19 protein-coding genes are annotated in these 23,266 nt (G+C 58.6%); 14 read left to right on the forward strand and 5 right to left on the reverse strand.

All coding sequences use genetic code 11. From position 1 onward, the window contains the following. Positions 1–50: 50 nt before the first annotated feature. On the reverse strand, positions 51–1,877 hold the full coding sequence (locus tag J3U88_RS07105) for an ABC transporter ATP-binding protein (RefSeq protein WP_207857862.1): 1,827 nt from the start codon (positions 1,875–1,877) through the stop codon (positions 51–53). 208 nt (positions 1,878–2,085) lie between these two features. Between J3U88_RS07105 and lepA the strand changes: the two genes are divergently transcribed. From lepA to J3U88_RS07150, 9 genes are all read left to right on the forward strand, one after another. After that, positions 2,086–3,891, forward strand: a complete 1,806-nt coding sequence (gene lepA, locus J3U88_RS07110) for a translation elongation factor 4 (RefSeq protein ID WP_243435841.1) — start codon at positions 2,086–2,088, stop codon at positions 3,889–3,891. Between the two features lie 103 nt (positions 3,892–3,994). Beyond that, positions 3,995–4,297: a ribosome assembly RNA-binding protein YhbY gene (yhbY, locus tag J3U88_RS07115; protein WP_207857864.1), complete on the forward strand. Its 303-nt coding sequence runs from the start codon at positions 3,995–3,997 to the stop codon at positions 4,295–4,297. Between the two features lie 14 nt (positions 4,298–4,311). Beyond that, the gene (moaC, locus tag J3U88_RS07120; RefSeq protein WP_243435842.1) at positions 4,312–4,806 is read left to right on the forward strand and encodes a cyclic pyranopterin monophosphate synthase MoaC; all 495 of its coding nucleotides are present in this window, start codon (positions 4,312–4,314) and stop codon (positions 4,804–4,806) included. A 200-nt stretch (positions 4,807–5,006) separates the two neighbouring features. Next, complete coding sequence (locus tag J3U88_RS07125; RefSeq protein WP_207857865.1) at positions 5,007–6,941, forward strand: alkaline phosphatase family protein; 1,935 nt, start codon at positions 5,007–5,009, stop codon at positions 6,939–6,941. Positions 6,942–7,139: 198 nt separating this feature from the next. Next, positions 7,140–7,436 carry a PqqD family peptide modification chaperone gene (locus J3U88_RS07130; protein ID WP_207857866.1) on the forward strand — a complete coding sequence of 99 codons (297 nt, stop codon included), beginning with the start codon at positions 7,140–7,142 and terminating at the stop codon, positions 7,434–7,436. Further along, on the forward strand, positions 7,433–8,296 hold the full coding sequence (locus J3U88_RS07135) for a hypothetical protein (RefSeq protein ID WP_207857867.1): 864 nt from the start codon (positions 7,433–7,435) through the stop codon (positions 8,294–8,296). The genes J3U88_RS07130 and J3U88_RS07135 overlap by 4 nt, the downstream gene beginning before the upstream one ends. Positions 8,297–8,298: 2 nt before the next feature. Continuing rightward, positions 8,299–9,402 carry a nucleotidyltransferase domain-containing protein gene (locus tag J3U88_RS07140; protein WP_207857868.1) on the forward strand — a complete coding sequence of 368 codons (1,104 nt, stop codon included), beginning with the start codon at positions 8,299–8,301 and terminating at the stop codon, positions 9,400–9,402. Further along, a complete protein-coding gene (locus J3U88_RS07145) occupies positions 9,399–11,210 on the forward strand; it encodes a motility associated factor glycosyltransferase family protein (protein WP_207857869.1) in 1,812 nt (603 codons plus the stop codon). Before J3U88_RS07140 ends, J3U88_RS07145 begins: the two co-directional genes overlap by 4 nt. A gap of 54 nt (positions 11,211–11,264) precedes the next feature. Next, entirely contained in the window at positions 11,265–11,654 is a 390-nt protein-coding gene (locus tag J3U88_RS07150) for a hypothetical protein (protein ID WP_207857870.1), read from the forward strand. A gap of 122 nt (positions 11,655–11,776) precedes the next feature. Here the strand turns inward: J3U88_RS07150 and J3U88_RS07155 are convergent, their stop codons facing one another. Further along, the gene (locus tag J3U88_RS07155) at positions 11,777–13,417 is read right to left on the reverse strand and encodes a lytic polysaccharide monooxygenase (protein WP_207857872.1); all 1,641 of its coding nucleotides are present in this window, start codon (positions 13,415–13,417) and stop codon (positions 11,777–11,779) included. Between the two features lie 1,316 nt (positions 13,418–14,733). Between J3U88_RS07155 and J3U88_RS07160 the strand changes: the two genes are divergently transcribed. Together J3U88_RS07160 and J3U88_RS07165 are read left to right on the forward strand one after the other, a co-directional pair. Next, positions 14,734–15,261: a hypothetical protein gene (locus J3U88_RS07160; RefSeq protein ID WP_207857873.1), complete on the forward strand. Its 528-nt coding sequence runs from the start codon at positions 14,734–14,736 to the stop codon at positions 15,259–15,261. 92 nt (positions 15,262–15,353) lie between these two features. Next, entirely contained in the window at positions 15,354–16,028 is a 675-nt protein-coding gene (locus J3U88_RS07165; RefSeq protein ID WP_207857874.1) for a tRNA-uridine aminocarboxypropyltransferase, read from the forward strand. Here J3U88_RS07165 and J3U88_RS07170 read toward each other — a convergent pair. Then, a complete protein-coding gene (locus J3U88_RS07170; protein ID WP_207857875.1) occupies positions 16,025–16,960 on the reverse strand; it encodes a TerB family tellurite resistance protein in 936 nt (311 codons plus the stop codon). The genes J3U88_RS07165 and J3U88_RS07170 overlap by 4 nt on opposite strands. A gap of 364 nt (positions 16,961–17,324) precedes the next feature. On the opposite strand from J3U88_RS07170, the gene J3U88_RS07175 reads away from it, so the two are divergent. Together J3U88_RS07175 and J3U88_RS07180 are read left to right on the forward strand one after the other, a co-directional pair. Continuing rightward, positions 17,325–17,948 carry an RNA polymerase sigma factor gene (locus tag J3U88_RS07175; protein WP_207857876.1) on the forward strand — a complete coding sequence of 208 codons (624 nt, stop codon included), beginning with the start codon at positions 17,325–17,327 and terminating at the stop codon, positions 17,946–17,948. A gap of 29 nt (positions 17,949–17,977) precedes the next feature. Further along, complete coding sequence (locus tag J3U88_RS07180; protein ID WP_207857877.1) at positions 17,978–18,637, forward strand: hypothetical protein; 660 nt, start codon at positions 17,978–17,980, stop codon at positions 18,635–18,637. 154 nt (positions 18,638–18,791) lie between these two features. Here J3U88_RS07180 and fghA read toward each other — a convergent pair whose 3' ends face one another. Together fghA and J3U88_RS07190 are read right to left on the reverse strand one after the other, a co-directional pair. Beyond that, positions 18,792–19,622 carry an S-formylglutathione hydrolase gene (gene fghA, locus J3U88_RS07185; protein ID WP_207858226.1) on the reverse strand — a complete coding sequence of 277 codons (831 nt, stop codon included), beginning with the start codon at positions 19,620–19,622 and terminating at the stop codon, positions 18,792–18,794. 281 nt (positions 19,623–19,903) lie between these two features. After that, a complete protein-coding gene (locus J3U88_RS07190; RefSeq protein ID WP_207857878.1) occupies positions 19,904–21,013 on the reverse strand; it encodes an S-(hydroxymethyl)glutathione dehydrogenase/class III alcohol dehydrogenase in 1,110 nt (369 codons plus the stop codon). Between the two features lie 270 nt (positions 21,014–21,283). Between J3U88_RS07190 and J3U88_RS07195 the strand changes: the two genes are divergently transcribed. Next, positions 21,284–22,801: a beta/gamma crystallin-related protein gene (locus J3U88_RS07195; protein WP_207857879.1), complete on the forward strand. Its 1,518-nt coding sequence runs from the start codon at positions 21,284–21,286 to the stop codon at positions 22,799–22,801. Positions 22,802–23,266: the final 465 nt, after the last annotated feature.

Raw genomic sequence — 23,266 nt, forward strand, 5'->3', positions numbered from 1 at the left:
CGAACATTCTACCTTGGCGACTCGGCGGCGGGGCAAATTTAATCGGACCCTCACGAAAGAGATCGGATTTTCCCGCCTTGCGGATTCCGGCCCGATTGCTTTTCGAGCATGGTGCGGAAGGGGCCGTCGTCGCGGGTCAGCTCCGACCAGGTACCCGACTGAACCAAGGCGCCGTCTTCCAGAACCAACAGTTGATCCGCGTTGCGCAGGGAATACAGACGGTGGGCGATGATCACGATGGTCAGGCGGCCGTGGAGGTTGTGCAGCGCCTGTTGGATGCGCGCCTCGTTGTCGCTGTCTAAGGCGCTGGTCGCCTCGTCCAAAATCAACAGGTTCGGCTTGCGCAACAGCGCGCGTGCCAATGCGATGCGTTGCTTTTCGCCGCCGGAGAGTTGCACGCCCCGTTCCCCCAGTGGTTGGTTCAGTTGCCCCGGTAGCGCGCGCACAAAATCGTCCGCCGCCGCCTGTTCCAGTGCGTGCCACATCGCCGTTTCGCTTGCCGCCTTGTCGGCCCAGCGCAGGTTGTCGGCCACCGTGCCGTCGATGAGGAATGTATCCTGGGGAACGTAGGCCACCTGGGCGCGCCACGCCTTGAGGTTGTCCGCCGCCAGGGGGATGCCGTCGATGGTAAGCGCCCCTTGTTGCGGCATCATCAAACCCATTAACAAATCCACCGCCGTGGTTTTGCCCGAACCCGAGGGACCCACCAAAGCCGTGGTTTGGTTCACGCGGATCGTAAACCGGATCTGGTCCAGCGCGGCGCGTGCGCGGTTCGCATAGGCATAAACCACGCCCTCGAAGCGGACCTGGCCGGTAAGCGGGGGCAGCTTGTTTTGCTTCCCCGGCGCGTCGCATTCCATCGCCGCGCGGCAATCATCCAACAAATCTCGGTAGAACCGGTAGATCGGCAAAACGTGGCTGAGGTGGTGTAGGTTCTGCTGGAATTGCGCGATTTGCGGCATTAAACGCGCAAAGATCAGGATCAGTAGCAGCAGCGAAGCGCCTGGCAGCGCAAACCAGCGCACGGCTGCGTAGAAAAAGCCGCAAAACACCGCGGTGCTTGCCAAGGAGAACCACATTTGCGCCGCCACCGCGCCTTGGTTGAAGCGCATGATCACATCTTTGTTCTGTCGGTTCAGTTTTTGGAAGTGTTGGAGGTTGTTGTTTTCCGCGCCGAAACTCTTGGTCTCTTTCATGCCGTTGAGGTGTTCCGTGATCGCCGTGAACAGGCCGTTGGTGATTTGGGTGATCGCCTTGCCGTCAATGGCCGCCGCCTGCATGCGTTTGCGCAGCAGCAACAGCACGCCGCCGCCGATCAAACCCGTGAGCAGCGTGATTGCCGGATCGATAAGGAGCGCAAGCAGGCCGTAACCGCCGATCATCATCAGCGTTACCGCGCCGCGCAGCAGGTAGGCCGAGCCATGACCGATGCGGTTCATGTCGGTGGTGAGCGCTTGAATAAAGTCCGCCGACTTGTGGGTCAGGAAAAAGGTCCAGTTGCTGTGGAGTAAAGCGTGGTAGAGGTCGCCGCGCAGGGTTTCCATAAAATCCTGTTGCAATTGCACGCTCAGCAATTCGTTGTGGTAGAGCACGAAACGCCGTACGACAAACAGGCCCGCAAACAACAACAACACCCCTTCCAAGCTAGGGGTGAGGTGGAGGAAATCGAAGCAGGCCCGCAGCAGGGCGTCGAGCCGCGCATTCCCGTTTTGCCAATCGCCCACGCCCACAAAGGACAGCAGCGGTAGCAGCAGCACAATGCCGACGCCCTCCAGCAGGCCGAGCAGGACCATGAGCGCAAGCGAAAGCGGGAGGCGGCGACCTGAAACCGTATGAAAGTGTTGCAGAAAACGATGCAGGGATTGGATGGATGACATGGGGTTTACTCGCGGGTTGGCTTGGATGGGGAAGGCGCGGAAGCGGCGAATCGTCAAGGGTTTGGGCTTACCATCGGCGTTTCGGTGTGCTTGCTTGAGCGGTCGTGTTCGCCGTTGCAATCCGCTAGCCGACAAGAATCACCGTTCTTCAGGATAGCCCTGTGCTATGATTAGCGGTTCGGAACGAGACCGTGTGGAGGGCCTTTCGTTGTCAGTTGATCCCAAATTCATTCGAAACTTTTCCATCATTGCCCATATCGACCATGGCAAAAGTACCTTGGCAGACCGATTCTTGGAGTTCACCGGCAGTGTCTCCGACCGTGAGAAAAAAGCGCAAATGCTTGACGACATGGAGTTGGAACGCGAACGCGGCATCACCATTAAAGCGCGCTCCGTAACCATGAACTACAAAGCCAAGGACGGGAATCTCTATCAGTTTAACTTGATCGATACCCCCGGCCACGTTGATTTTTCCTATGAAGTTTCGCGCAGTTTGGCCGCCTGTGACGGCGCCATTTTGGTTGTTGACGCCGCGCAAGGTGTTGAAGCCCAAACGCTTGCCAACGTATATTTGGCCCTCGAAAACGATTTACAAATGTTGCCCGTGCTCAACAAGATCGATTTGCCCTCGGCCCAGCCCGATGTCATCCTCGAGCAGATTGAGAACGTGATTGGTTTGGAAACCGACAACGCCTGTTTGATTTCCGCCAAAACCGGTGAAGGCGTGAATGAGGTGCTTGAGGCCGTCATCGAAGCTTTTCCACCGCCCAGCGGCAAAAACGAAAACCCGTTGCAAGCCCTGATCTTCGACGCTTGGTTCGACAGCTACCGGGGTTTGATCATTTTGGTACGGGTCTTCGAAGGGCGCTTGGCCCGCAAGGATCGCGTGAAGTTCATGGCGACCCACAGCGAGTACGAAATCGACGAGGTCGGCATTTTTGAACCCAAGATGGCCAAAACCGAGGCGCTTGAGGCCGGCCAGGTTGGTTATGTCATTGCCACCATTAAAACCTTGGACGAGGCCCGCGTCGGTGACACCATCACCCACGCCAAAAAACCCTGTGCCGAACCGCTGCCCGGTTTCAAAGAGTCGAAGCCGATGGTTTTCTCCGGGCTGTACCCTTCCGACGCCGCCGATTACGCCAACTTGCGCGATGCCCTCGACAAATTACAGATCAACGACACCTCCTTCGTGTTCGAACCGGAAACCTCAATTGCCTTGGGTTTCGGTTTCCGCTGCGGGTTCCTCGGTCTGCTCCACATGGAAATCATCCAGGAACGGTTGGAGCGCGAGTTCGACCTCGACCTGGTCACCACCGCGCCCGGTGTTGAATACCGCGTCACCACCAAAAGCGGCGACGTCGTGATGGTTGATTCGCCCAGTAAATTGCCCGACCCCGGTCACATCGAGATTTTCGAGGAGCCCTACATTTTGGGCACCATTCTGACCAACAGCGAATACGTCGGCGCCGTGATCAAGCTGTGCGAGGAGCGGCGCGGGATCCAGAAGAAACTGGAATACGTTTCCGAGGATCGCCTGCTCATCGAATACGAATTACCGCTGAACGAGGTCGTTCTCGACTTTTACGACCGCCTCAAATCCGTCAGCCGCGGTTACTCCTCGTTTGATTACCACATCGAGGGTTACTGGAACTCGAACCTGATCAAGTTGGACATTCTCGTCAACGGCGATCTGGTCGACGCGCTGAGCTTGATCGTCCACCGCGACAAAGCCCAGAACCGCGCCAACCTGCTGACCTCGAAAATGAAAGAACTCATCCCCCGGCAGATGTTCGACATCGCGATTCAGGCCGCCATGGGCGCGCGGATTGTGGCGCGGACCACGGTCAAGGCCCTGCGCAAAAACGTGTTGGCCAAGTGTTACGGTGGTGACATCTCGCGGAAACGCAAGTTGTTGGAGAAACAGAAAGCCGGTAAAAAACGCATGAAAGCCGTGGGGCAAGTCCAAATTCCCCAGGACGCCTTTTTGGCCATGCTCAAGATTGACAACTAACACGGGATACCGGCGCGCCCCGAGCATCCCGGTTTTTCAAATAGCGAGGCATGCGACCCCCGCGGGTCGATGTGCCTCGATTTGTTTTTAGGAATGTAGAAAAATGGAAGCAATGAAAGTAACACCCAAGCAGCGCCGCTTTCTCAAGGCGCAATCTCACCATCTCAAACCCCTGATTCAATTGGGCAAAGAAGGTCCCTCCGCCGGGTTCCTGCGCCAGTTGGAAGAGCAGATCAACGCCCATGAACTGATCAAGGTCAAGGTGTTGGGCAACTGCCTCGCCGAAAAAGAGGAAATCGAAGCCGCCGTCGGTAGCGTGGGTGTGACCGTGGTTCAGAAAATCGGCCACATCTATACCTTCTTCCGGCAGCGTGAAGAAAACTCCAACTTCGATTTGGACGAATAGTCCGGGAGGTCGTTTTGACCGAACACAAGCAGCCGGGTGAGGTGGTGCTCTCCCACCTCAACCAACAGGGCGAGGCGCATATGGTGGATGTCGGCGGCAAAGCCGTGACGTCGCGTCAAGCCGTGGCCGAGGGTTTTATCTCGATGCCGCCCGAACTCATCGCCACGCTTGATCGTCTCAAAAAAGGCAACGCATACGAGGTGGCGCGTTTGGCCGGCATGATGGCCGCCAAAAAAACCGCCGACCTCATTCCGCTGTGCCACACCCTACCGCTGGACAAGGTCAAACTCCATTTCGAGAGCGAAGCCGACCGGGTGCGTGTCACCTGCACCGTGGCGTGCCACGCCCGCACCGGCGTGGAAATGGAAGCCTTGACCGGCGTACAGGTCGCGTTACTGACCCTGTACGACATGGGCAAAGCCTACGCGCGCGACATGGTCATCGGCCCGGTACGCCTGCTGGAAAAACACGGCGGCAAGACGGGATCCTGGCAAGCTGATGCTCTGTAGTGTGGGTTGTTACGGGCATTTTTTAGGGAAGCGTGATTCGTAACTTGCGGGCTATTTGATCCTGCTCCTGACGTTTGTCGGTGGGGCGTTGACGCTTCTATGCCTTCCCGCTCGTTTGAGCAGAAAGGTGCAGGCGAACTCTGGTATATTCGTGGCAAGCTTCATTCACAACTTGCAACGTTTTTACCCAGGAGGACGTTATGGCCCCGGCGTTTGGTCGTGCTTTCGACCGTGTCTTGATCCTGATGTTCGAGAACCAGTACCGTTCCTACGTGATGGAAAACCCCTACTTCCGCAACCTCGCCAAACGCGGCCTGATGCTGCGAAACTACTTCGGTTGTTTCCACCCTTCCCAAACCAACTATATCGCCTCCACCGCCGGCGAGGTTTGCAACGTAACCGACGACGACCCACCGCCCGCCCTGCTCAAACAACGCACCCTTGTCGACCTCGTCGAAGCCTCCTCCGCCGGGTTAAATTGGAAAGGGTACATGGACGGTTTTGTTCCCCAGATGCAGCCCTGGACCCCCGAACTCAAACCCGCCGACAACTTTCCCTACGTGATTAAACACAATCCCTACAGTTCCTTCGAAAGCATCGTGCGCAATCAGGAGCGCTGGGCACGCGTGCAGGATGAAGCCGCCTTTTGGGCCGATGTGCTCAACGGCACCTTACCCAACTACGCCTGGTTCACCCCCGACATGTGGAACGACGGCCACTACCTCAACGGCACCCATACCGATCCACCGGAACGGGCACCCGCCTTGGTGGATCAGGCCGCCCTTTGGCTCGAATCCTTTTTTGACCGGCTGCGGTTCCCCGGCCCCGACAGCCATCTGCCCGAGGGCACCCTGGTGGTGGTGACCTTTGACGAGGCCGATTTCGAGGCCGATTGGGAAAAAGGCGAAAAGTACACCTACGACGGGCCCAACCAGATCTACACCGTGCTGCTCGGGGACGGCATCGAACCCGGCGTGTGCGAGGTTGCCTACAACCATTACAGCCTGATCCGTACCATTGAAAAAAACTTCGATCTTGGGCATCTTGGCAAAAACGATACACATGCCAATTGGTTCCGCTTCCTGTGGGGCGAACGCTTTCAGTGGTTTGACGAGGGCGCGACCCCGCTCGGGGCCGCCGCCGGCTTGGCCGCGGCGAGTTTTGCCGGTTCCCTTTATGTGGTGGAAACCGACGGGGACGGCGCCATGCGCGTGCGTACCTGCCACGACGACGATTGGCACAGCCCGCAACCCCTTCCTTTTAAAGGTTCCTCTCCCGTTTTGGCCGCCGACCAACAAAACCTGTTGCTGACCTTTACCGATCCTGGCGGCGACAGGGTTTGGAGCCGCTACACCTTGCAAGACGGCTGGTCCGCCGCCGCTTCTTTCCCTGCCGGCAATACCGCCCAGGTCTCCATGGTTACCATGGATTCCGGTCGGATTATGGCTGCCTACCGCGGCGCCGGCGACGCGATTTATTCCGTCATTTTCAGCGACGGGGCCTGGGCCGATCCGGTTGCGACCGGTGCAAGCACCGCCGGCGATTTGGTGTTGACCCGGCTTGGCGCCACCCTGTTGCTCGTTTACCAAGCGCCCGGTAGCGAAGACGCCCTCGCGGCGCTCAGCTACAACACCGCCGATTGCAACGTGGTCACCTACCCGGAAGGGAGCAAGTGGGCCGGCCCCTACGACGACACCGTCAAAGACGCCTGGGCCAAAACCGCCTTCCCCGTGGCCCATTTCGCCCACGGCCCCAACGCCACCACCCCCGGCGAAGCGGAACCCTTGTTGCGTCCCTACGCCGGCGGCCGACCTTTGACCGCCGCCACCCTCGACGGCGTGATCCATCTGATCCACCCCGGCCGCGCCAATACCCAGCTCTTGACCGAGTCCTTCAGCTTGAGTGGCATCATGACCCCCAAGCTGGCGATTTCCTACGCGGCCTCGGACGAAACCACGACGAGTAACGGTTACGGATCCCTGGCCCAAGCGGGTTGGTCGCACCAAACCGCGGTACCCGGCGCCTACGCTCGCGACCTTGCCGTGGCCGCGACCCATGACGGCGCCGTTTACCTGTTCCATCGTGTCGGCGGCGACGACGACGTCCACCTCACCATCGGTTGCTACGCCGAATAACCTTTATGAAGGATCCAACAAAACCCCCGGTTCCCTGCGATTACCCGGTTTCGTGACACCCGTCGCCTGTTTTCGGCCATCCGACACGGGACCGGGTTTTGTTTTTCGGTTACAATAAGCGATCTTTTTCCGCCAAACCAACAACCCATCGCCGGCGCCGCCCCGCATCCGCGGGTAGGTCCTTAAGGAGCATGTGCCGTGAATCCCTTGATTCGCCAAGATTTGATCTTCCGCGAGTTGGAAGGCTGCTTTGTGGTTTACGATCCCGTTTGCGATACCACCGCGGTGCTCAATGTCCAGGCCGCCGCCGTCCTCGACTTTTGCGACGGCACCTTCAACCCGGACCAAATCGCCGCCGAACTTGCCGACACCTTTGGCACCACCGCTGCCGCCGTTGCAGGCCAAGTTAACAGCCTGCTCCAGGACTTTGCCGCCAAGGGTTGGTTGCAATCGCCGGGTTCCGCGCCGGTGATCGAGGTGGAACCCATCTCATGAACGTTTTAAACCTCCACCTTCTGGAAAAAAAGGTTCGGCTCGAAACCGATTGGGCCGAGGCCTTTGAGGCCATGACCCAAATCTTCGAAGCGAGCCTGCCCGACGCCGTGCCGGCGGCTGCCGATTTAACCGTGACGGTTGCCAAACAACAAGATGGTCGCGGGCGCACCTGGTTCCAGACCCATTGCCAACCGGCCAACGCCCTCCAGGGGATGGAAACGGAAGAACCTTTGTCGCCGCTTTCCCTGGCGCGAAACCTCTGTTCCTGGGCGGCCCAACAGACCCGGGAAACCTACGTCTACCACGGTGCGGCCTTGGCTCAGGATGATCGCGGCGTGCTGTTGCTCGGTGATTCCGGCAGCGGCAAAACCACGCTTGCACTGGAAATGGCGCGGCGCGGCTGGGCATTTTATTCAGACGAGGTGGTTGCCCTTGCGCTTGAAAACCGCGCCATGACCGCCTTTCCGCGCCGACCCGTGCTTCGACGCGATGTGTGGTCCTTGTTTGACCCGGGTCCTTTTCCGTCCTTACCCCTTGAGCCCGCGGCCCTGCCCAACGAACAACCCGCCGCACCTCTGCGCTTGGCGGCCGTTGGCGCGGTGCGTCCCAGCCAGGTCGCTTACCCCGCCGCCGTCGTGTTTCCCCGCTTTGAGGCCGGCGCCGCGCCGCGCCGCGAACGGCTCGACCAAGGTTCGATGTTACTCGCCATGATGGGGGCCTCTTGCTCCCAGCCAATCTTTAAGGTGCGCGGCCTCGACTTTGTGATCGACATCGTGCGGCAGTTGCCCGGTTATTTGCTGACCTATGGCCGTGGCGGCGACGCCGCCGCCGAAATCAGCAGCATCGTGTCGGAGCGGTGATCATGGTGGAACCTTGGCGGCTTTGGTTGACGGCGGCCGCGCGGCAAGAGGCGGAACCGCCCGAGGCGGTGGGTCCCGTCGACTGGAACCTGTTCCTCGCCAAAGCCGAGCAGCACCAAATGAGCGCTTTTTGTTACCAACATCGTCGTGCGCAAGGACGACCCGCCGCCATGCCCGCATCCGTTTGGGAAGCGCTGCGCTTCGAATGGCTCCATCACCATATGCGCAACCTTAAGCTGTTTCAGGAGTTACAGGAAGTCCACGCGGCCCTGGACAGCGCCGGCTTGGAACACCTTTTTGCCAAAGGTCCCTGGCTTGCCTTTCGCGCTTGGCCCGCGAGCGGCGCGCGCCCGGTTGGCGATATCGATTTGGTGGTTCACGAACACGACGCCGCCGCCGTCTGGCTGGTTTTGCGCGACCTGGGTTATACCGCCGAATCACCTTGTCCCGCCGACGGCGCCGAGGCCTTGGCTTTTGCCCATTACCGGCGCCAGTACCGCTTTTTTGCCACCGGTCGTCGTCCCCTGGAACTGCACTTTCGTTTGGTGAACATGGGGCCGCCTTCCAAGGGTGAACCCTGGCTGTGGCAGGGGCGACGGCTCGCTACATTCGAAGGTGGTGTCTTACCCGTGCCCAGCCCGACCTGTATGTTGTTCCACCTTTTGCTGCACGCCAACCAACACGGTTATGCCGTGTTGCGTTTGTTCCTCGACATTCGCTTTCACCTCGACCACGCCGGCGCGGAGGTTGACAACGACCTGTTCCAACGCCTGATGCGCCGCTACCATTTGACCTGCTCCTTCCATTTCACCCTTCACCTGACGCGGCATCTCACCGCATTGACCTTGCCCGAAACCCTGACGCTGCCCCGGCCCAACTTCCTGCAACGGTGGCGTTTCGCCCTGTTGTGGTCGCCGCAACGGGCCGCCGATCTCGCCCTGCCGCGTACCTGGGAACGTTTTGAGGCGCCCAAACTCTATCTCGCCGAAATGGCGACCCCGCTGGGGGCACTGACCTATGCGCGCGGTGTCGCCCGCGCTGCCGGTGGCTGGTCCGCCCTGCTGCGCCAAGTGTTGGGAAGCAGCGCCGGTGAGGTGCGCCCATGAGTTGGTCGCCCGCGCTGTTTGCCCGTAACCAGGCCTACCTGCGCGAGCGGCATTACATTGTCATGCCCGATCCACCGGCCACACCCAGTGTCGGCGCGGAGATCCGCCCCGCCGCCAACGGCAAACCCACCGTTTGGCTGGGTACCAAGCCGCTGGAACACAGCGGGGATCCCGACGCCGAGGCGCGTCATTTGTTAAAAGGCATCAAAGGCGAGGTGCACATCCATTTTGGTTTTGGCTTGGGGCGGCTAGTCAACCTGGACCGCGCCCGCAACCTGGCCAACCTCATCATCTACGAGCCCTCACCCGAGGTGTGGCTGGCCGCCATGGGCGTTTGCGACATGGAAGCCCTGCTCAAGGGCCGCGGCGTGGTGATTTGCTTCCACCTGCGCAGCTTGCGTTACCTCGTCATGCGCTACCGCCACCGCAAACAAAGCGTCGGCTTGGTGATTCCACCCACCTATTCCGCCTGCTTTCCCGACCTGTTGGATTTGTTCCATCGCAGCGTGCAAATTTGGGGACCGGCCCCGATTGATTACGGCCGCCTCTACCCGAAGATCGTCAAAAATACCGCTGCCAACTTGGCCCGTTTCAGTGAGGAGCCAGGATGCGAGCATTGGTACCAGCGGCTCGCCGGTAAACCCGGGGTCGTGCTGGCCGCGGGCCCTTCGCTCGAGCGCAACATCGCCGAACTCAAGGCCGTTCGCGACCGCGTTATCGTGTTTGCCATTGCCCGCACCGTTTCCACCCTGGAACGACTGGGCTTGACCCCGGACTTTGTCGTTCACGTCGAAACCCAAGATTTTCACCATTTGGTTGCCGGCCGTGAAAACTTGGTCGATGCAACCTTGTTGGTGCCGGACCAAGTTCAACCGCTGTTTTGGCAAAGCTTTGGCGGTTCACGACGGTTCTGGTTCGTTTCCAAAACCAACCCCATTTGCAACAGCATTAAAAACTTCGATCCCGACTACAAACGCCTGGTCATCAAGACGGGCGGATCGGTGGCGACGGCGGCTTTTTACCTGGCTTTTTGTTTTGGTTGCCAACCACTCATCTTAATGGGTCAGGATCTGGCCTTTACCCACGGCCGCCAATACCTACCCGCCCCGGAAAATCTACACTACCGCACGGTGACCTGCGAGGTGCCCGCCTACAACGGGTTGGGGAAATTGGTGTCCCAGACCCAATACCAACGCAACCTGGAATGGTACCAGCATTCGGTTCAGGTGTTGGGGCGGATGGATCCCAATCGGGAGTTTATCAACGCGACCGAGGGTGGCGCCGCCATCGAAGGTTTTCAGCAAATGAGCTGGCGCGAGGTTGTTGTGCGCAAGCTGCGACAGCCCGTGTCGGTCCCCGAGCTTGACGTGGCGCCGGTCGCCTCGGAGCAAGTTTTGTACGCCCGCTTTTACGCGCGTCTGCGTGACGCTTTTGATCAATACAACCTGATCGAGCGCCAATTCCAGCGTGCGGAGAGCGCCTTTATGGCGATGATGATCGGCGGTCGTTTTGAAATGACCTCGGCGCATTCACCCGCGCGCCAATTTGCCGTATTGGGTGAGTGGTTCCAGCAGTTTAAATCCTTGGAGCCCTTGTTTCCCAAGGAATGGGATCGCTTGCGCAAGATGTCGGGTCAACTCACCAACTTGGGCGAGGAAAACGCGCTTGAGGTTTATTGCGCGCTTTGGACCGGCCTTGCCGCTGTCTATTACGGCATTCGGTTTACCCTCAACGAGATCGAGGAAGGGCTTCGGCTCGCGCGGGAGGCCGGACAACGGGAGGCGCATGGGGCAACCGGTGAAGGTTAGATGCCTCAAGCGGGGGGCCTTCCTGATTCGGACCGCGCAAAGGCGGCGCCAAAGGTGGGCCGCGATCACCACGTATCTGGTGGCGGGCACATGATTCAAAAATGGTTTCCGACGGTGGTTGCAGTGCTCTTTCCTTGGCTGCTGTTCACCGCGCTCAATGCGTTGGTGTTTGAGCCGCCGGTGTGGCCGTGGAGCTTGTTGGCCACCTTGCCCGTTAGTATGCTCATGGTTGGTTGCGGGTTGCTGTTGCCACATTCTTCTCGGGTGCGCAAGCGTTTTCTGATGCTGGGTTTGTTCTTTTGTTGGCCGCTGCTGAGGCTGATCTCGATTTACCAGCAGGAAATCGTTGCTCAAGTGATGGCGGTCCCGCTCTTTGTCGGCCTTAACTTGGGCGCGGGTCTGCTGAGTGGCTGGGTGGTTGGTCGTTGTTTTTCAGGTGGTTAGCCGGGCACTCTTCGTTTGGAAGGGCAGGGGTGGTTTTCGATGATGCGTTGGTCTTTGACCGAAAAAAGTGCGACCGCCACGCGGTCGCACTTTGTCCCTATTGCTTACAGGCGCGAAGGCGATTATTGGCAGTCGGAATCACCGACCCGTTGCCAAACCGAGGCCTGGCCGGGTTCGTCGCCGCGCGACCACCATTGGTTTTGCCAAACGCCGCCCTGGTGATGGACTTGCGTGTTGGCCGGGTAGGCCACGTTGCGGTTCCAGACCAGCGGGACGTCACTGATTAACTGCCAAACCTCGGCCGTGTTGCTGGGTTCGGTGCTGTTGGTCCACCATTTCGCCTGCCACACCAGGTTGTTGTGGCTGACGCGGTCACCCGTGTTGTACACCGTGCCGCTTTGCCAGGTCGGGTACTGGTCCGCGTCGGGATCTGTTTGATCGCAGCCGCCGCTGCTTCCCGCCCTGACCGTAACCGCGGTGGTACCGCGTACTGTTGCCTTGCCGTCGCTCACCGAAACCGTGATGTCGACCGTGCGGTCGTTGGACACTTCCGGGGCGCTTGCATCCAGCGTGGCCGTCGCCAGGTCGCCGCTGTCAAAACCCGCCGGGAGTTGCCAGGCGTAGGTCAGCGCATCGCCGTCCGCGTCCGTGGCTTCCGCCGCAATGGTGAAGCGGGCGCCGCTTTGGACCGAAAGGGTTTGGGGAACACGCACCACCGGGGCTTGGTTGCCCGTACCGCGTTTGACGTCGAGTTGGAAGGTGTGAAGGCGGTCGCGGACGTAGACTTTGTTGGCATAGAGGTCGCCTGGATCAAAGGACACCACGCTGTCGCGCAGGATGCCGACGCGGGCCGCGCTGTCGGAAGGTGAGTTGACCCGTTCAACCAATTCGCGGGTCCAGGCGGCAACGTCTTGGTTGTTTGCGGTGATGCCCAGGCGTTCGAAAATGAGTTCGCTGCCCGTGCCGTCGAAGACGCGGAACCAGACCTCATCGCCCTCGGCCGGGCGCACGTCGGGTGTGATAAAGGAGCCGGCGTCCGTCCAAGGGGAGGGGTTGCCGTCTACCAGGAAGATGTCGCTACAGTTGTAGAAACCTTCACCGGCCGGGTCTTCCCGTTGCCAGCGCGTGAAAAGAATCGCGCGGCCCAGGCGGTCGAGAGGCAGTGAAACGCGCATCACGTAATAGGGTTTGTCGTCGATGCGGGTGATGATGACATCGCCGGTTTCGTCGACCAGATCCAGGTCGTCCCAGGTCAAACGTTGGGTGGTGGGATCAAAACCCTCACGGCTCAGGAAGAACTGCCAAAAGCTGGGGTTGTGCGGGGTTGAGGCGTAAAAACGAAACTCGAAGGTCCCATCCGCATCTAATTGTAAGTATTGAACTTGCCATTCGGAGCTAGGAATGTCCATGCCCGCTTTGGCCGGGTCGCCGCCGGCACAGAGGGTGCCGTCCGGGATGGCGCGCATGACCGCATCCATATTGGTGTAGTCAGCGACCAACTTCGCGAATTCGTTGGATTGGACAAAAGGGTAGTGGCCGGTTTCCAGGAAGGCGGCGCGGCAAGCGGCGTTGGGAATGGCGGACCCGTCCTCGGGCCACCAATAGCCGCCGTCCTGTTCACAATAAACCTGGCGGGCCTTGGGGAAAACCGCGTAGCCGTGGGCTTGTACCGGTAGGGAGGCGACGAACAGGGAAAAAAGGCCGATCAGGAGGATCGGCCGTTGAAGCCATGAGGCTTCAAAAGATGGGCGAAAACAGCGCATGGTACATACTCCTCATTTTGGGCGCGTCAACCGCGGATGCAGCAAACAGCAGGTGCGATTCGATTGGTCGCGTCAACGCAAGTGAATGCATGCAACGAACTCAGGGCTTTTGCATGAAACAGGCGCGTTGCTTTGACGACCGCTGGAAACCTAGATGCGTTAACAGTGTCGATCTCGGAAATTAGCACGTTTGCTATACTTTGATTGATGCGGTGGAACTGACAAAAAGAATGTCAAGTTAGAGAACAAAATGTGCTTCGGTGATGTCGCTTGATACTTAAAGTGATGAATATCAATGTCTTAGTCGATTAATGAATCGCGCGCCATGGCTTCGCTTGCGAAGCTGATTGCGCGCGAAAGCAGTCCACCAACGTGGGGTGCAAAAGGCCGAGTTCACAAGCGCCGTGTCGCTTCAGCATGTTGTGATCTACCTCGCATTGGGTGACGGGTTCGGGTGCAGATCCGATTCCGGTGATGAGGATCTTTGCAGGGTGTGACATTGTGTGCTGTGCTTTAGAGACCAAAGGACATCGTGAAACAGGGTAGAGCCAATCGATAAAATCAATGAATCAAGGTGGTTCACTAGGACAATGGTGCGTTAAAAGGTCGTTGCACCGGATCGCCTATCAGGATTCGGGTTGGGTTTGAAACGGGTTTGAATCACGCGGGCCACGCCGAAAAACGGCGTTCTTCCGTTGCGATCCATTGGCAGCAAGGACACCCTGACACCAACCAACCTGTCGTTAAGTTAAACACAGAGGCGTTGGGCCTAGCATGACCCTGATCACACTATTTGTAAAGTAAATTTACTTATTTTTTTACACCAAGCTTGCTTGCCGGGCGCGGCCGTCGCCTTGGGCCGCGAAACCCGTTGACGGTGCCCATCAATGCGAGCGGTGCGAACCACCGTGGTTTTTTCCGGCGAGGCTCTTATTCAGGTGTTGAAGCATGCTTCTGGAGGATAATACTGCTTCAACTAGGCAGTGCATTTGAAATATTGGATTTGTGGTGATTGTGTTGGCTGGTTGAGGGGGTTTGTTGAGGCTGTGCTGCTTCAATGCGTTGCCGCTTCCGGTTGATTGAAGCCAGTGCTTGCATCCTGCCTTGTCATTTGAACCCCGCGTGTTTAGAAAGACACCACGTTTGTCAGAAAAAATCTGACACGGCGCTTAAATTCACACGCGAGCAAAAATACAACGTCGTTGTCGGCTGTTCCCACTGTCGACCGCCAATGCTTCCTGTGAAGCCTTCCCGCCCGCCCCGGCGGGTTCCTATCTGCCCCGGCGGTGCGCCCATTAACCAGAGAGGTACTTTTTATGAACCCTATTTTTGATCGTGATGAGATGAACCTGGTTCATGCTCCCCGCGATTGGTCGGTCGAGAAAATGTTGAACCACGACGGGATCTTTTATCTCAAAGATATCGTGGTGCCTCTTGATCTCGATGCGGCCAAACTAAAACGCAAGGTTCGCGAGATGCGGGCCGCGGATCGCAACCCTTGGATCGAAATGGGGGTTCGCAAGATTTGGAACCATTGGGTCGTGCGCATGACCGTGTTTGCGCCCTACTACCGCAAGCATCTGGTATCCAAGGTGCGACGCTTGGAGCCTGAATGGGACGGCAACGCCTTGCTGACCCAAAAAGGGCTTTTTCACCTCGCCGACGTGTGCAAACTCATTCCGTTCTCGGCCCATCAATTGCGTTACCAGGCCAAACGACGCGCCCATTCCCGCCGCGAAATCGGTGTGTTTAAGGACGCCGAGGTCAAAGGTTACCTGGTCGATATGGAGATTTTCGCCAAATGGATTTTGGTGGTTTGGCGCGAAACCGAGGGCATGCGCTGACCCGTCGGGCCCTTGGGGTGGCTATGGCCCGCGCTTCGGCTTTGAGCTATACTCTGACGCCTGCGCCCCAACCGGCGCGGCGGAGGCCTGGCTTGGAAGAAAAACGCAAACGCGTCAATTTTCGCGCAACCCGTTGTGACCAATGCAAGTTACACCCTAACTTGTGTGTCTGCGGCGCCATCGTTCCCCAAACAACGCGAACCAAGATCACGCTGGTCATGCCGCGGGTGGAATCCCAGAAACCCACCAACACCGGGTTGCTGGCCACCTACTGCCTGCCCAACAGCGATGTGTTCCACCGCGAATACAATGCGCCCGAGCCGGAAGCCTTGGACCCCGATTACCAATCACTCCTGTTGTTTCCCGGTGAAGACGCGGTGTGCCTCAGCACCTACCGCGACGACCCGCGTCCCGTCCAGCTCATTGTGCCCGACGGTACCTGGCGGCAAGCGACCAAAATGCGCCGCCGCGTGCCCTGTTTGCGTCCGGTTCCCCGCGTGATCCTGCCGGACGGACCGCCCTCCGAGTACCAGTTACGGCGCGGCCAACCGGAAGGCCGCCTGTCGACCATGGAGGCCGTCGCCCGTGCCTTGGGCGTGCTGGAAGGGCCCGAGGTTCAGGCTCATCTCGAGCACATCTTCCGGTTGAAGGTCGACCGCTACCTATGGCAAATGGGCAAAATCGCCAAAGCAGATATTTACGGCGGGATCGCGCCCGGCGTCTTTGCCCACGATCCCTTGTCCGGTTTGCCGGGGGCCGAGGGCTAGCCGCGTGCCTTGCGGAAACGTACCTCGAGCCGCTCCGCCTGCAGGCGATCCATGCCCATGGCGACCGCTTTGCCGAACACCTCGTCGCGGCTCATCGAACCCGCGCCGATTTGTTCGAACAACTGCATCACAATAAACTCGAGGGCCAGGTTCTTTAAGGTGTTTGCTTGGCCGTCGCTGATCTTCATGTGGTTGGCCAGCTTTTCCAGAAAGGCGACCTCGGCCGGATCGACCTCGTAATCGGCAAACAACATCGCCCACGCCAGCATCAGCATGTTCTCGCGGACCGGACCGGCGCCGGTTTCCATCAGTTCGGCCTGCGACAGCGGGGGTTGCGCCAGCAAGCTGTTGAGCGAAAGATCGGGTGGTAGGAAATCGGCCAGCATGTCTTTTTCTTCGTCGCTCATGGCGCCGTCGACCTGGGACATTTCCACCAGAATTCGTGCCATCACCTCGCTGTCAAATCGATTGTTAAACGAGGCGCGTGCCAGCTTTTTCTCGAATTCGGTTTGGGTTTCTTGCAGGGCCGAGGCCGAAACCCAGGCGTGTTTTTTGGCGTCCCAGGCGAACTTGTGGGAGACCTTGTTAAAGGCTTGCACGACGGCTTGTTGCTGGTCTTCCTCGGTGTAAGCCGCGTGGGTTTTGACGTTGCGGATCGCATCGCCCGCCGCGCGCGCCGCCATGTTGCTGAGCGGGTTGTAGCCGAACATGCCGCGCATAATGCGGCCCATCGCATAACTCAGTTCGTTTTTGATGCCGCGTTTCACCGAGGAGGCGGCGTTGCTCTGTATTTCGGCGCTGCGCACCATATTGCCCGCGGCGCTGTAGGTATCGCCGCTGACCGGACAGCGGAACACGCAATCGACGCGGCTGTCGTCGATTTCTTTCGAGGCCAAAAGCGGGAGGACATTTTCGTAATTAGCTTGTTGCATGGGCTCCATCCTTGTTGGGGTGCTCAATCAAGGCCACAAGGGCTTACCCTTGTACGCGCCGTTCCGCGCGAAAAGCGATGAACGGAAATCACGGATTGGCAAGTTCGATGCGCCCATTCTAACCCTCTCCGACGATAAAAGCGCCGTTCCCAATGCGAAAAATCTTACAAAAACTGTAAGAAGTCGGCCGCGATCCTGACTGCCGGGGTGGATCTGAAAATCGTGGACCGTACCACGCCGCCGCATTGCTTAAACCCAAGAGGCGCGCGTTATCGCGCTTCTTAAGTTGCATGGACTACCGCTTCACGGCAGACGCCTTGGTAAGCAATGGGGATCAGCGCCTCTGTTCGAAGGATGATTGCCGATGACCGTTGCTTTGCTCTTCCATGTTGTCCATCCAAACAGCTTGGGTTTCCCCGCCGGATTGGTTAAGGTTGGATCGAAAGCCAAACAATCGACCCAAGGACCCAGCAGAGGAGTACCCGTTTTGGAGCCGGCGGCTTTTCAAAAAATACTGGATGAGCACGCGGCGGCCCTGAAACGGGTCGTGGCTACCTATGAAGCCGATCCTCATTTACAAGAGGACCTTTATCAGGAAATCGCCATTGCCATCTGGCGGGCCATGGCCAATTTCCGCGGCGACGCCGCCGTAAAAACCTTTATCCTACGCATTGCCCACAACCGTGGTGCCAGCCACGTCGCCAAAGAAGTGCGGGTCCCGCGCGGCGGTGAGCCGCTGATCCCGCTGCGAGACAACCAGCCGACCCCGGAAAAGCGAATGATCGAAAAACAAAGTGGTCCCGAGGTGCGCCTGGTGCAAGCCATTCAAAAATTACCCGTTAACCAACGGCAAATCATCACGCTGGCGCTTGAGGGAACCGCCTACCAAGATATTTCCGACATTCTCGGGATCTCGATGAGCAATGTCGGCGTGCGGCTGAACCGCGCCAAAAAAGCCCTGCGTCGCGAATTGGGGCTGATCTCATGAGCCAGACGCCGTTTGGGCCGGAATCTGCAATGAATCCCCCCGATCAACCCAAGATTGCCGAAGAATGGTTCGCCGAGGACGAATGGTCCTCCCTCCAAGAGGCCTGGCAAAGCCGTCAACCGGAAATTGCGGTCGACGACCACGCCTTGCTTGGCAAAATCAAACGCCGGGTGCGCTTTAACAAAATCTGGAACAACCTGGTCATCGGCAACAACCTCTTCTGGTTGTTGACCTTTGCTTATTTGGCCTACTACATGATGACCAACGCCCCGCTGGTGCTGGCCCTGCCCTACGCGGTTTTTTTGGGGCCGATGATGGCCTACGTCACCGTGGCCGATTACCGGTTACGCCGCCAAGCGGGCGACATCGACCACCAACAAACGCGTTCCTATTTGGATGCGGCCATCCAGCACTGTCGTGTCGCCATCAAACTCCGGCGCACCCTTAACTGGGTGTACCTCTATTGTGTGCTGTTTATTATCGGCTACAGTTGGTTCTACCAAACCGTGGAAAACGGCCGTTATGCCAACGACGGGGTCACCTGGATTTTTACCGCGCTGGTGGCCTTTTACGTGGCCTGGATGTTTGTCAGTTGGCGTTGGCAAAAACACAAACAAAACGAGCTGGCCAAATACGAAAACATTTTGGCGCAGTACGAAACCGACGGCGCGCTCCCCGAGCTTCCGTGAAGCGGGAAGGCCGCTGAACGCCGGGATTCCCGACGTGCGGGCCTTCGGTGGTGCTTGTATGTTCCCAGAGCCCAGGTGGCCTTTTTCAGGGGACCCACCGCCGTGAAGCGCGGTTTCGAAGCGCTTCACGGCTGGGTTATCGGGGACCCGTGGGTTAAACCCCTTCCGAGCCGCCTTGGGTGAGGTGACCCGCGTGGTAGCTGATGTGCTCTCCGATGAAGGAGGCCACGAAGTAATAGCTGTGGTCGTACTTGGGGCGCATGCGCAGGTTGAGTTGGTGGCCGCGGCGTTGGCACACTTCCTCCAACAGATCGACGCGTAGGCCTTCTTTCAAAAACTCGTCGTCCATGCCCTGGTCGACCAACATCGGCAGTGGGTTTTCCGCTTTTTCCAGCAGTGCCACCGCGTCGTATTGGGACCAGGTTGACGTGTCTTCGCCCAGGTAGTTCTTAAACGCCTGTTGGCCCCAGGCAACTTGGGTGGGCGCGCAGATCGGGCTGAACGCAGAAACAGAGCGGTACTTGCCGGGGTTGCGCAGTGAAAGCACCAGCGCGCCGTGGCCGCCCATCGAGTGGCCGAAAATCGAGGCCGCGTCGGGGCGCGCGTTGAACTGTTCTTCTATGATCTTGGGCAGTTCGTCCGCCACGTAATCGTACATTTGGTAATGCTTGGACCAAGGTTCGTTGGTGGCGTTGAGGTAAAAACCCGCGCCGGAACCCATGTCGTAGCGGGTGTCCTCGCCGGGGATGCCGGTGTTGCGTGGGCTGGTATCGGGCACGACCAGCATCACACCGTGTTCCGCCGCGTAACGTTGCGCGCCGGCTTTGATCATAAAATTTTCTTCCGTGCAGGTCAGACCGCTGAGCCAATAAAGGACCGGCACCTGCCAGCCCTCGTGTTGGGGCGGGAGATAGACGCTAAAACGCATCTTGGTGCCCGTTGTGGCGGCGTCGTGCTCGAAATAACGGCACCAACCGTCGAACATTTTGCGGCTTTCTCTTTCTTGGAGTTCGGTGGACACGGGGTACCTCCTCAATGGGTCCTCCTAACGCAAGCGCGGCTTGCGTTATGCGCTTTTCTCGCGGGGACCGCGAGGAATAAGCTGAAACTTAAGCGCAGAGCTTAACACACCCTCGGGCGCGGACCCAGGGCTGATTCACCCGAAAACCGGGCGGTTGTCATAGAGATAACACCTTGTGGGTGTTGGGTTTCGCGCGCGTGAGACGAACCGATGATTCGTCCCACACGGGCGCTGCTTGGTTCCTGTTAAAAAACGATGACCGAGCGGATGCTTTCGCCCTCGTGCATCAAGTGGAAGGCGTGGTTGATGTCTTCCAGCCCCATCACGTGGGTCACGAACTCATCGACCTTGATCTCGCCGGCCATGTAGCGGTCCACGTAGCCGGGAAGCCGGCTGCGGCCTTTGACCCCGCCAAAGGCACTGCCGCGCCACACGCGGCCCGTCACCAATTGGAAGGGACGGGTTGAAATCTCTTGGCCCGCGCCCGCCACGCCGATGATGATGCTTTCGCCCCAGCCCTTGTGGCAGCACTCTAGCGCCGCGCGCATCAAATCGACATTGCCGACCGCCTCAAAGCTGTAGTCGACGCCGCCGTTGGTTAGTTCGACGATCACCTGCTGAATCGGTTGGTCGTAGTCCTTGGGGTTGACGCAGTCCGTGGCGCCCAATTGTTTGGCGAAGGTGAATTTGTCCGGGTTGATGTCGATGGCGATGATGCGTTCGGCTTTGGCCATCACCGCGCCTTGGATCACGCTCAGGCCCACGCCGCCCAACCCAAAAACCGCCACCGTTGAGCCAGGAGTGACCTTGGCCGTTTCTAGGACCGCGCCGATGCCGGTGGTGATGCCACAGCCGAGCAGGCATACTTTTTCCAGTGGGGCGTCCTTGCGGATTTTGGCGACCGCGATTTCGGGCAACACCGTGTAATGGGAAAAGGTTGAGGTTCCCATGAAGTGATGAATGGGTTGCCCGTTTTTGCTAAAGCGCGAGGTGCCGTCCGGCATGAGACCTTTGCCTTGGGTGGCGCGAATCGATTGGCACAAATTGGTTTTGCCCGAGGTGCAGAAGTTACAGGTTTTGCACTCCGGTGTATATAAGGGGATGACATGATCGCCGACCGCAACCGAGGTGACCCCCGGTCCGATTTCCTCGACGACCGCGCCGCCCTCGTGGCCGAGGATTGAGGGGAACAGACCCTCGGGATCGGCCCCGGACAAGGTGTAGGCGTCGGTGTGACAAACACCGGTGGCGACATTGCGCAACAGGACCTCGCCTTTTTTGGGTCCTTCTAAATCAATTTCTTCGATTTCCAGGGGCTTGTTGGCCGCCCATGCAATCGCGGCGCGCGTTTTCATGCTGGAACTCCTCTGCAAACGTAATTTCGACAAGCGGTACACCCATTGTACCCGAGCGCCGCGGCAGCGTGCGAAGCAGTTCTGGTTGAAAGAGCCCGGCTGCCTGTTTATGCTGCACAAGCAACCGTTTTTCCTCGTTCCTTTGTTGCTGCATCCATCGTGCGACGGACCGTGATTGATCCCACGCTTTGGTTCCCGTCACCGCGCGCGCCGTGACCGTGGCAACCACTTTGCAACGTAACCGGCAAATTTGAATCGGGAGGTGTTCCGATGAAGCCATTGATGAAGGTGTTGTTCCTTGTTTCCATCCCCCTGTGTTGCTTGCCGTTGGCCGCGCAAATCAGCGTGCGCCAAGGTGACGAGAATGTGATTTTCTACCGGGAGCGCGGCTTCCGCGGCGTGACCATGGTGGAAAACGAGGGCGTGCGCAATTTTTCCGATACGCCCATCGGCAACGACCGCCTCAGTTCCGTCCACGTACCGCCCGGTTTTCAGGTCACCCTGTACCGCGACGCCCGGTTCCGCGGTGAATCCGTCGTCCTCTACCACAGCGAACGCGACCTGAGTCGCACCAGTTTGGGCGCCGCCCAAGCCAGTTCCGCCGAGGTCCAGTGGATCGGCAACGCGCCGCAACCCATCACCGTATTCAGCGAGCCCGGTTATCGCGGTAACCGCGAAGACTATTACGAGACCTTGAGCAATTTCGACGGCAGCACCATTGGTAATGACCGCATTAGTAGTGTGCGTGTGCCCAACGGCGTTACCGTCACGCTCTACCAGCATGCCCACTTTAGAGGACGATCCGTGGTGTTGCGCGGCGACGCGCCCAACCTGGCCAGAACAGGCTTGGGTGTCAAGGAGGCCTCTTCCATGCGCGTGGACTATCCCGGCCTCAATCTGCAAATCAAAGCGTTTGCCGGCGTGACCCTGTTTGACGATTACGGTTTTACCGGTCGTCGCGAAACCATCGAGGTCGACGATCCCGATCTGCGCGATAACCGTATCGGCAATGACCGCATACGTTCGATTCGGGTCCCGCGCGGTTTGTCCGTCACCCTTTACGAACACGTTCATTTCGGTGGGCGCAGCGAAACCTTCAGCAGCAGCGACGACGATTTGGGCGATAACCGCATTGGTCTGGATCGCGTTTCTTCGCTCAAGGTGTTCGGGCGTGCTTTGCCCGCGCAGCAATTGGAAGTAGAGGAACGGCCCGGCGTGCGCATTTACGCCGACAGCAAGTTCCGTGGGCACAGCGATTTGCTGTACGGCGATGTTAGTGATTTGGCGTATACCCAAGTCGGCCCGCGCCGGCTCAGTTCCTTGCGGGTCCCGCCCGGATTTCGCGTTGTCCTGTACGGTCAACCAAACTTCCGCGGTCGCAGCCAGATTGTGGATGGGGACATGGGCGATTTGGATGGGAGCCGCCTGGGCAATGACCGCGCACGTTCTCTGCGCATTGAACGCAGCAACACACCGGTCAACCGCTACCGGGATCGGGTGCAACGTCGCGACCGTGCCCGTAAACGTGGGATTGTCCTGTACGCGCGCCCCAATTTCCAAGGTGACCACCAAACCATTTATGAGGATGTGGCAAACCTGAAGCGCCATCCTTTCGGCAACGATCGGTTGTTCTCGATCAAAGTGCCCCACGGATGCCGGGTGACCTTGTACCGCGACGCCCATTTTAAAGGTCGTTCCGAGGTATTTGAGGCCAACGACCCCGTTTTGGGCGACAACCGCATCGGTGCCGGTCAGGCCAGTTCCATCCGGGTGGAATGGCTGGATTAACCGAAAAATTTCGATCAGGGATTTTTACAACCCGCGTGCGTGCCGAGGGGGCGCCGCGGGTTTTTTGTTTTTAGGCGAAGGCTTGGCATACCCCAGTTGGGTTTTCTTGGGGGATTATTTGGTGGTCATTCTTTTTGGGATGTGGCCGATTAGGTAAACGGGCGCTTTAACCTAAGACCTAACTTGAGCGATTCTTGGCGGCGCACTTGCACAATCTGTTGGGCTGCAACGTGCAGCAAAAATGCTCACCATACCTTCCTGGTACGCGTCGCGCGGACCCGGTGCGCTTTTTCCAAACGGTTTCGTTCCGACCCCGGCGCGTTCTGCACCGAACCTTGTGCAATTGCATCCACCCGAATCGCACACGTTGGGTAAGAAGCTCGATGAGTTGCGGGGACTTTGGTGAAACCACTGGGCTGTAACGGTCTGTAATAATGCTCGTTGTATTTGGCAAGCCGTTTTGCT

The organism is Acanthopleuribacter pedis (assembly GCF_017377855.1).
GTDB lineage: Bacteria > Acidobacteriota > Holophagae > Acanthopleuribacterales > Acanthopleuribacteraceae > Acanthopleuribacter > Acanthopleuribacter pedis.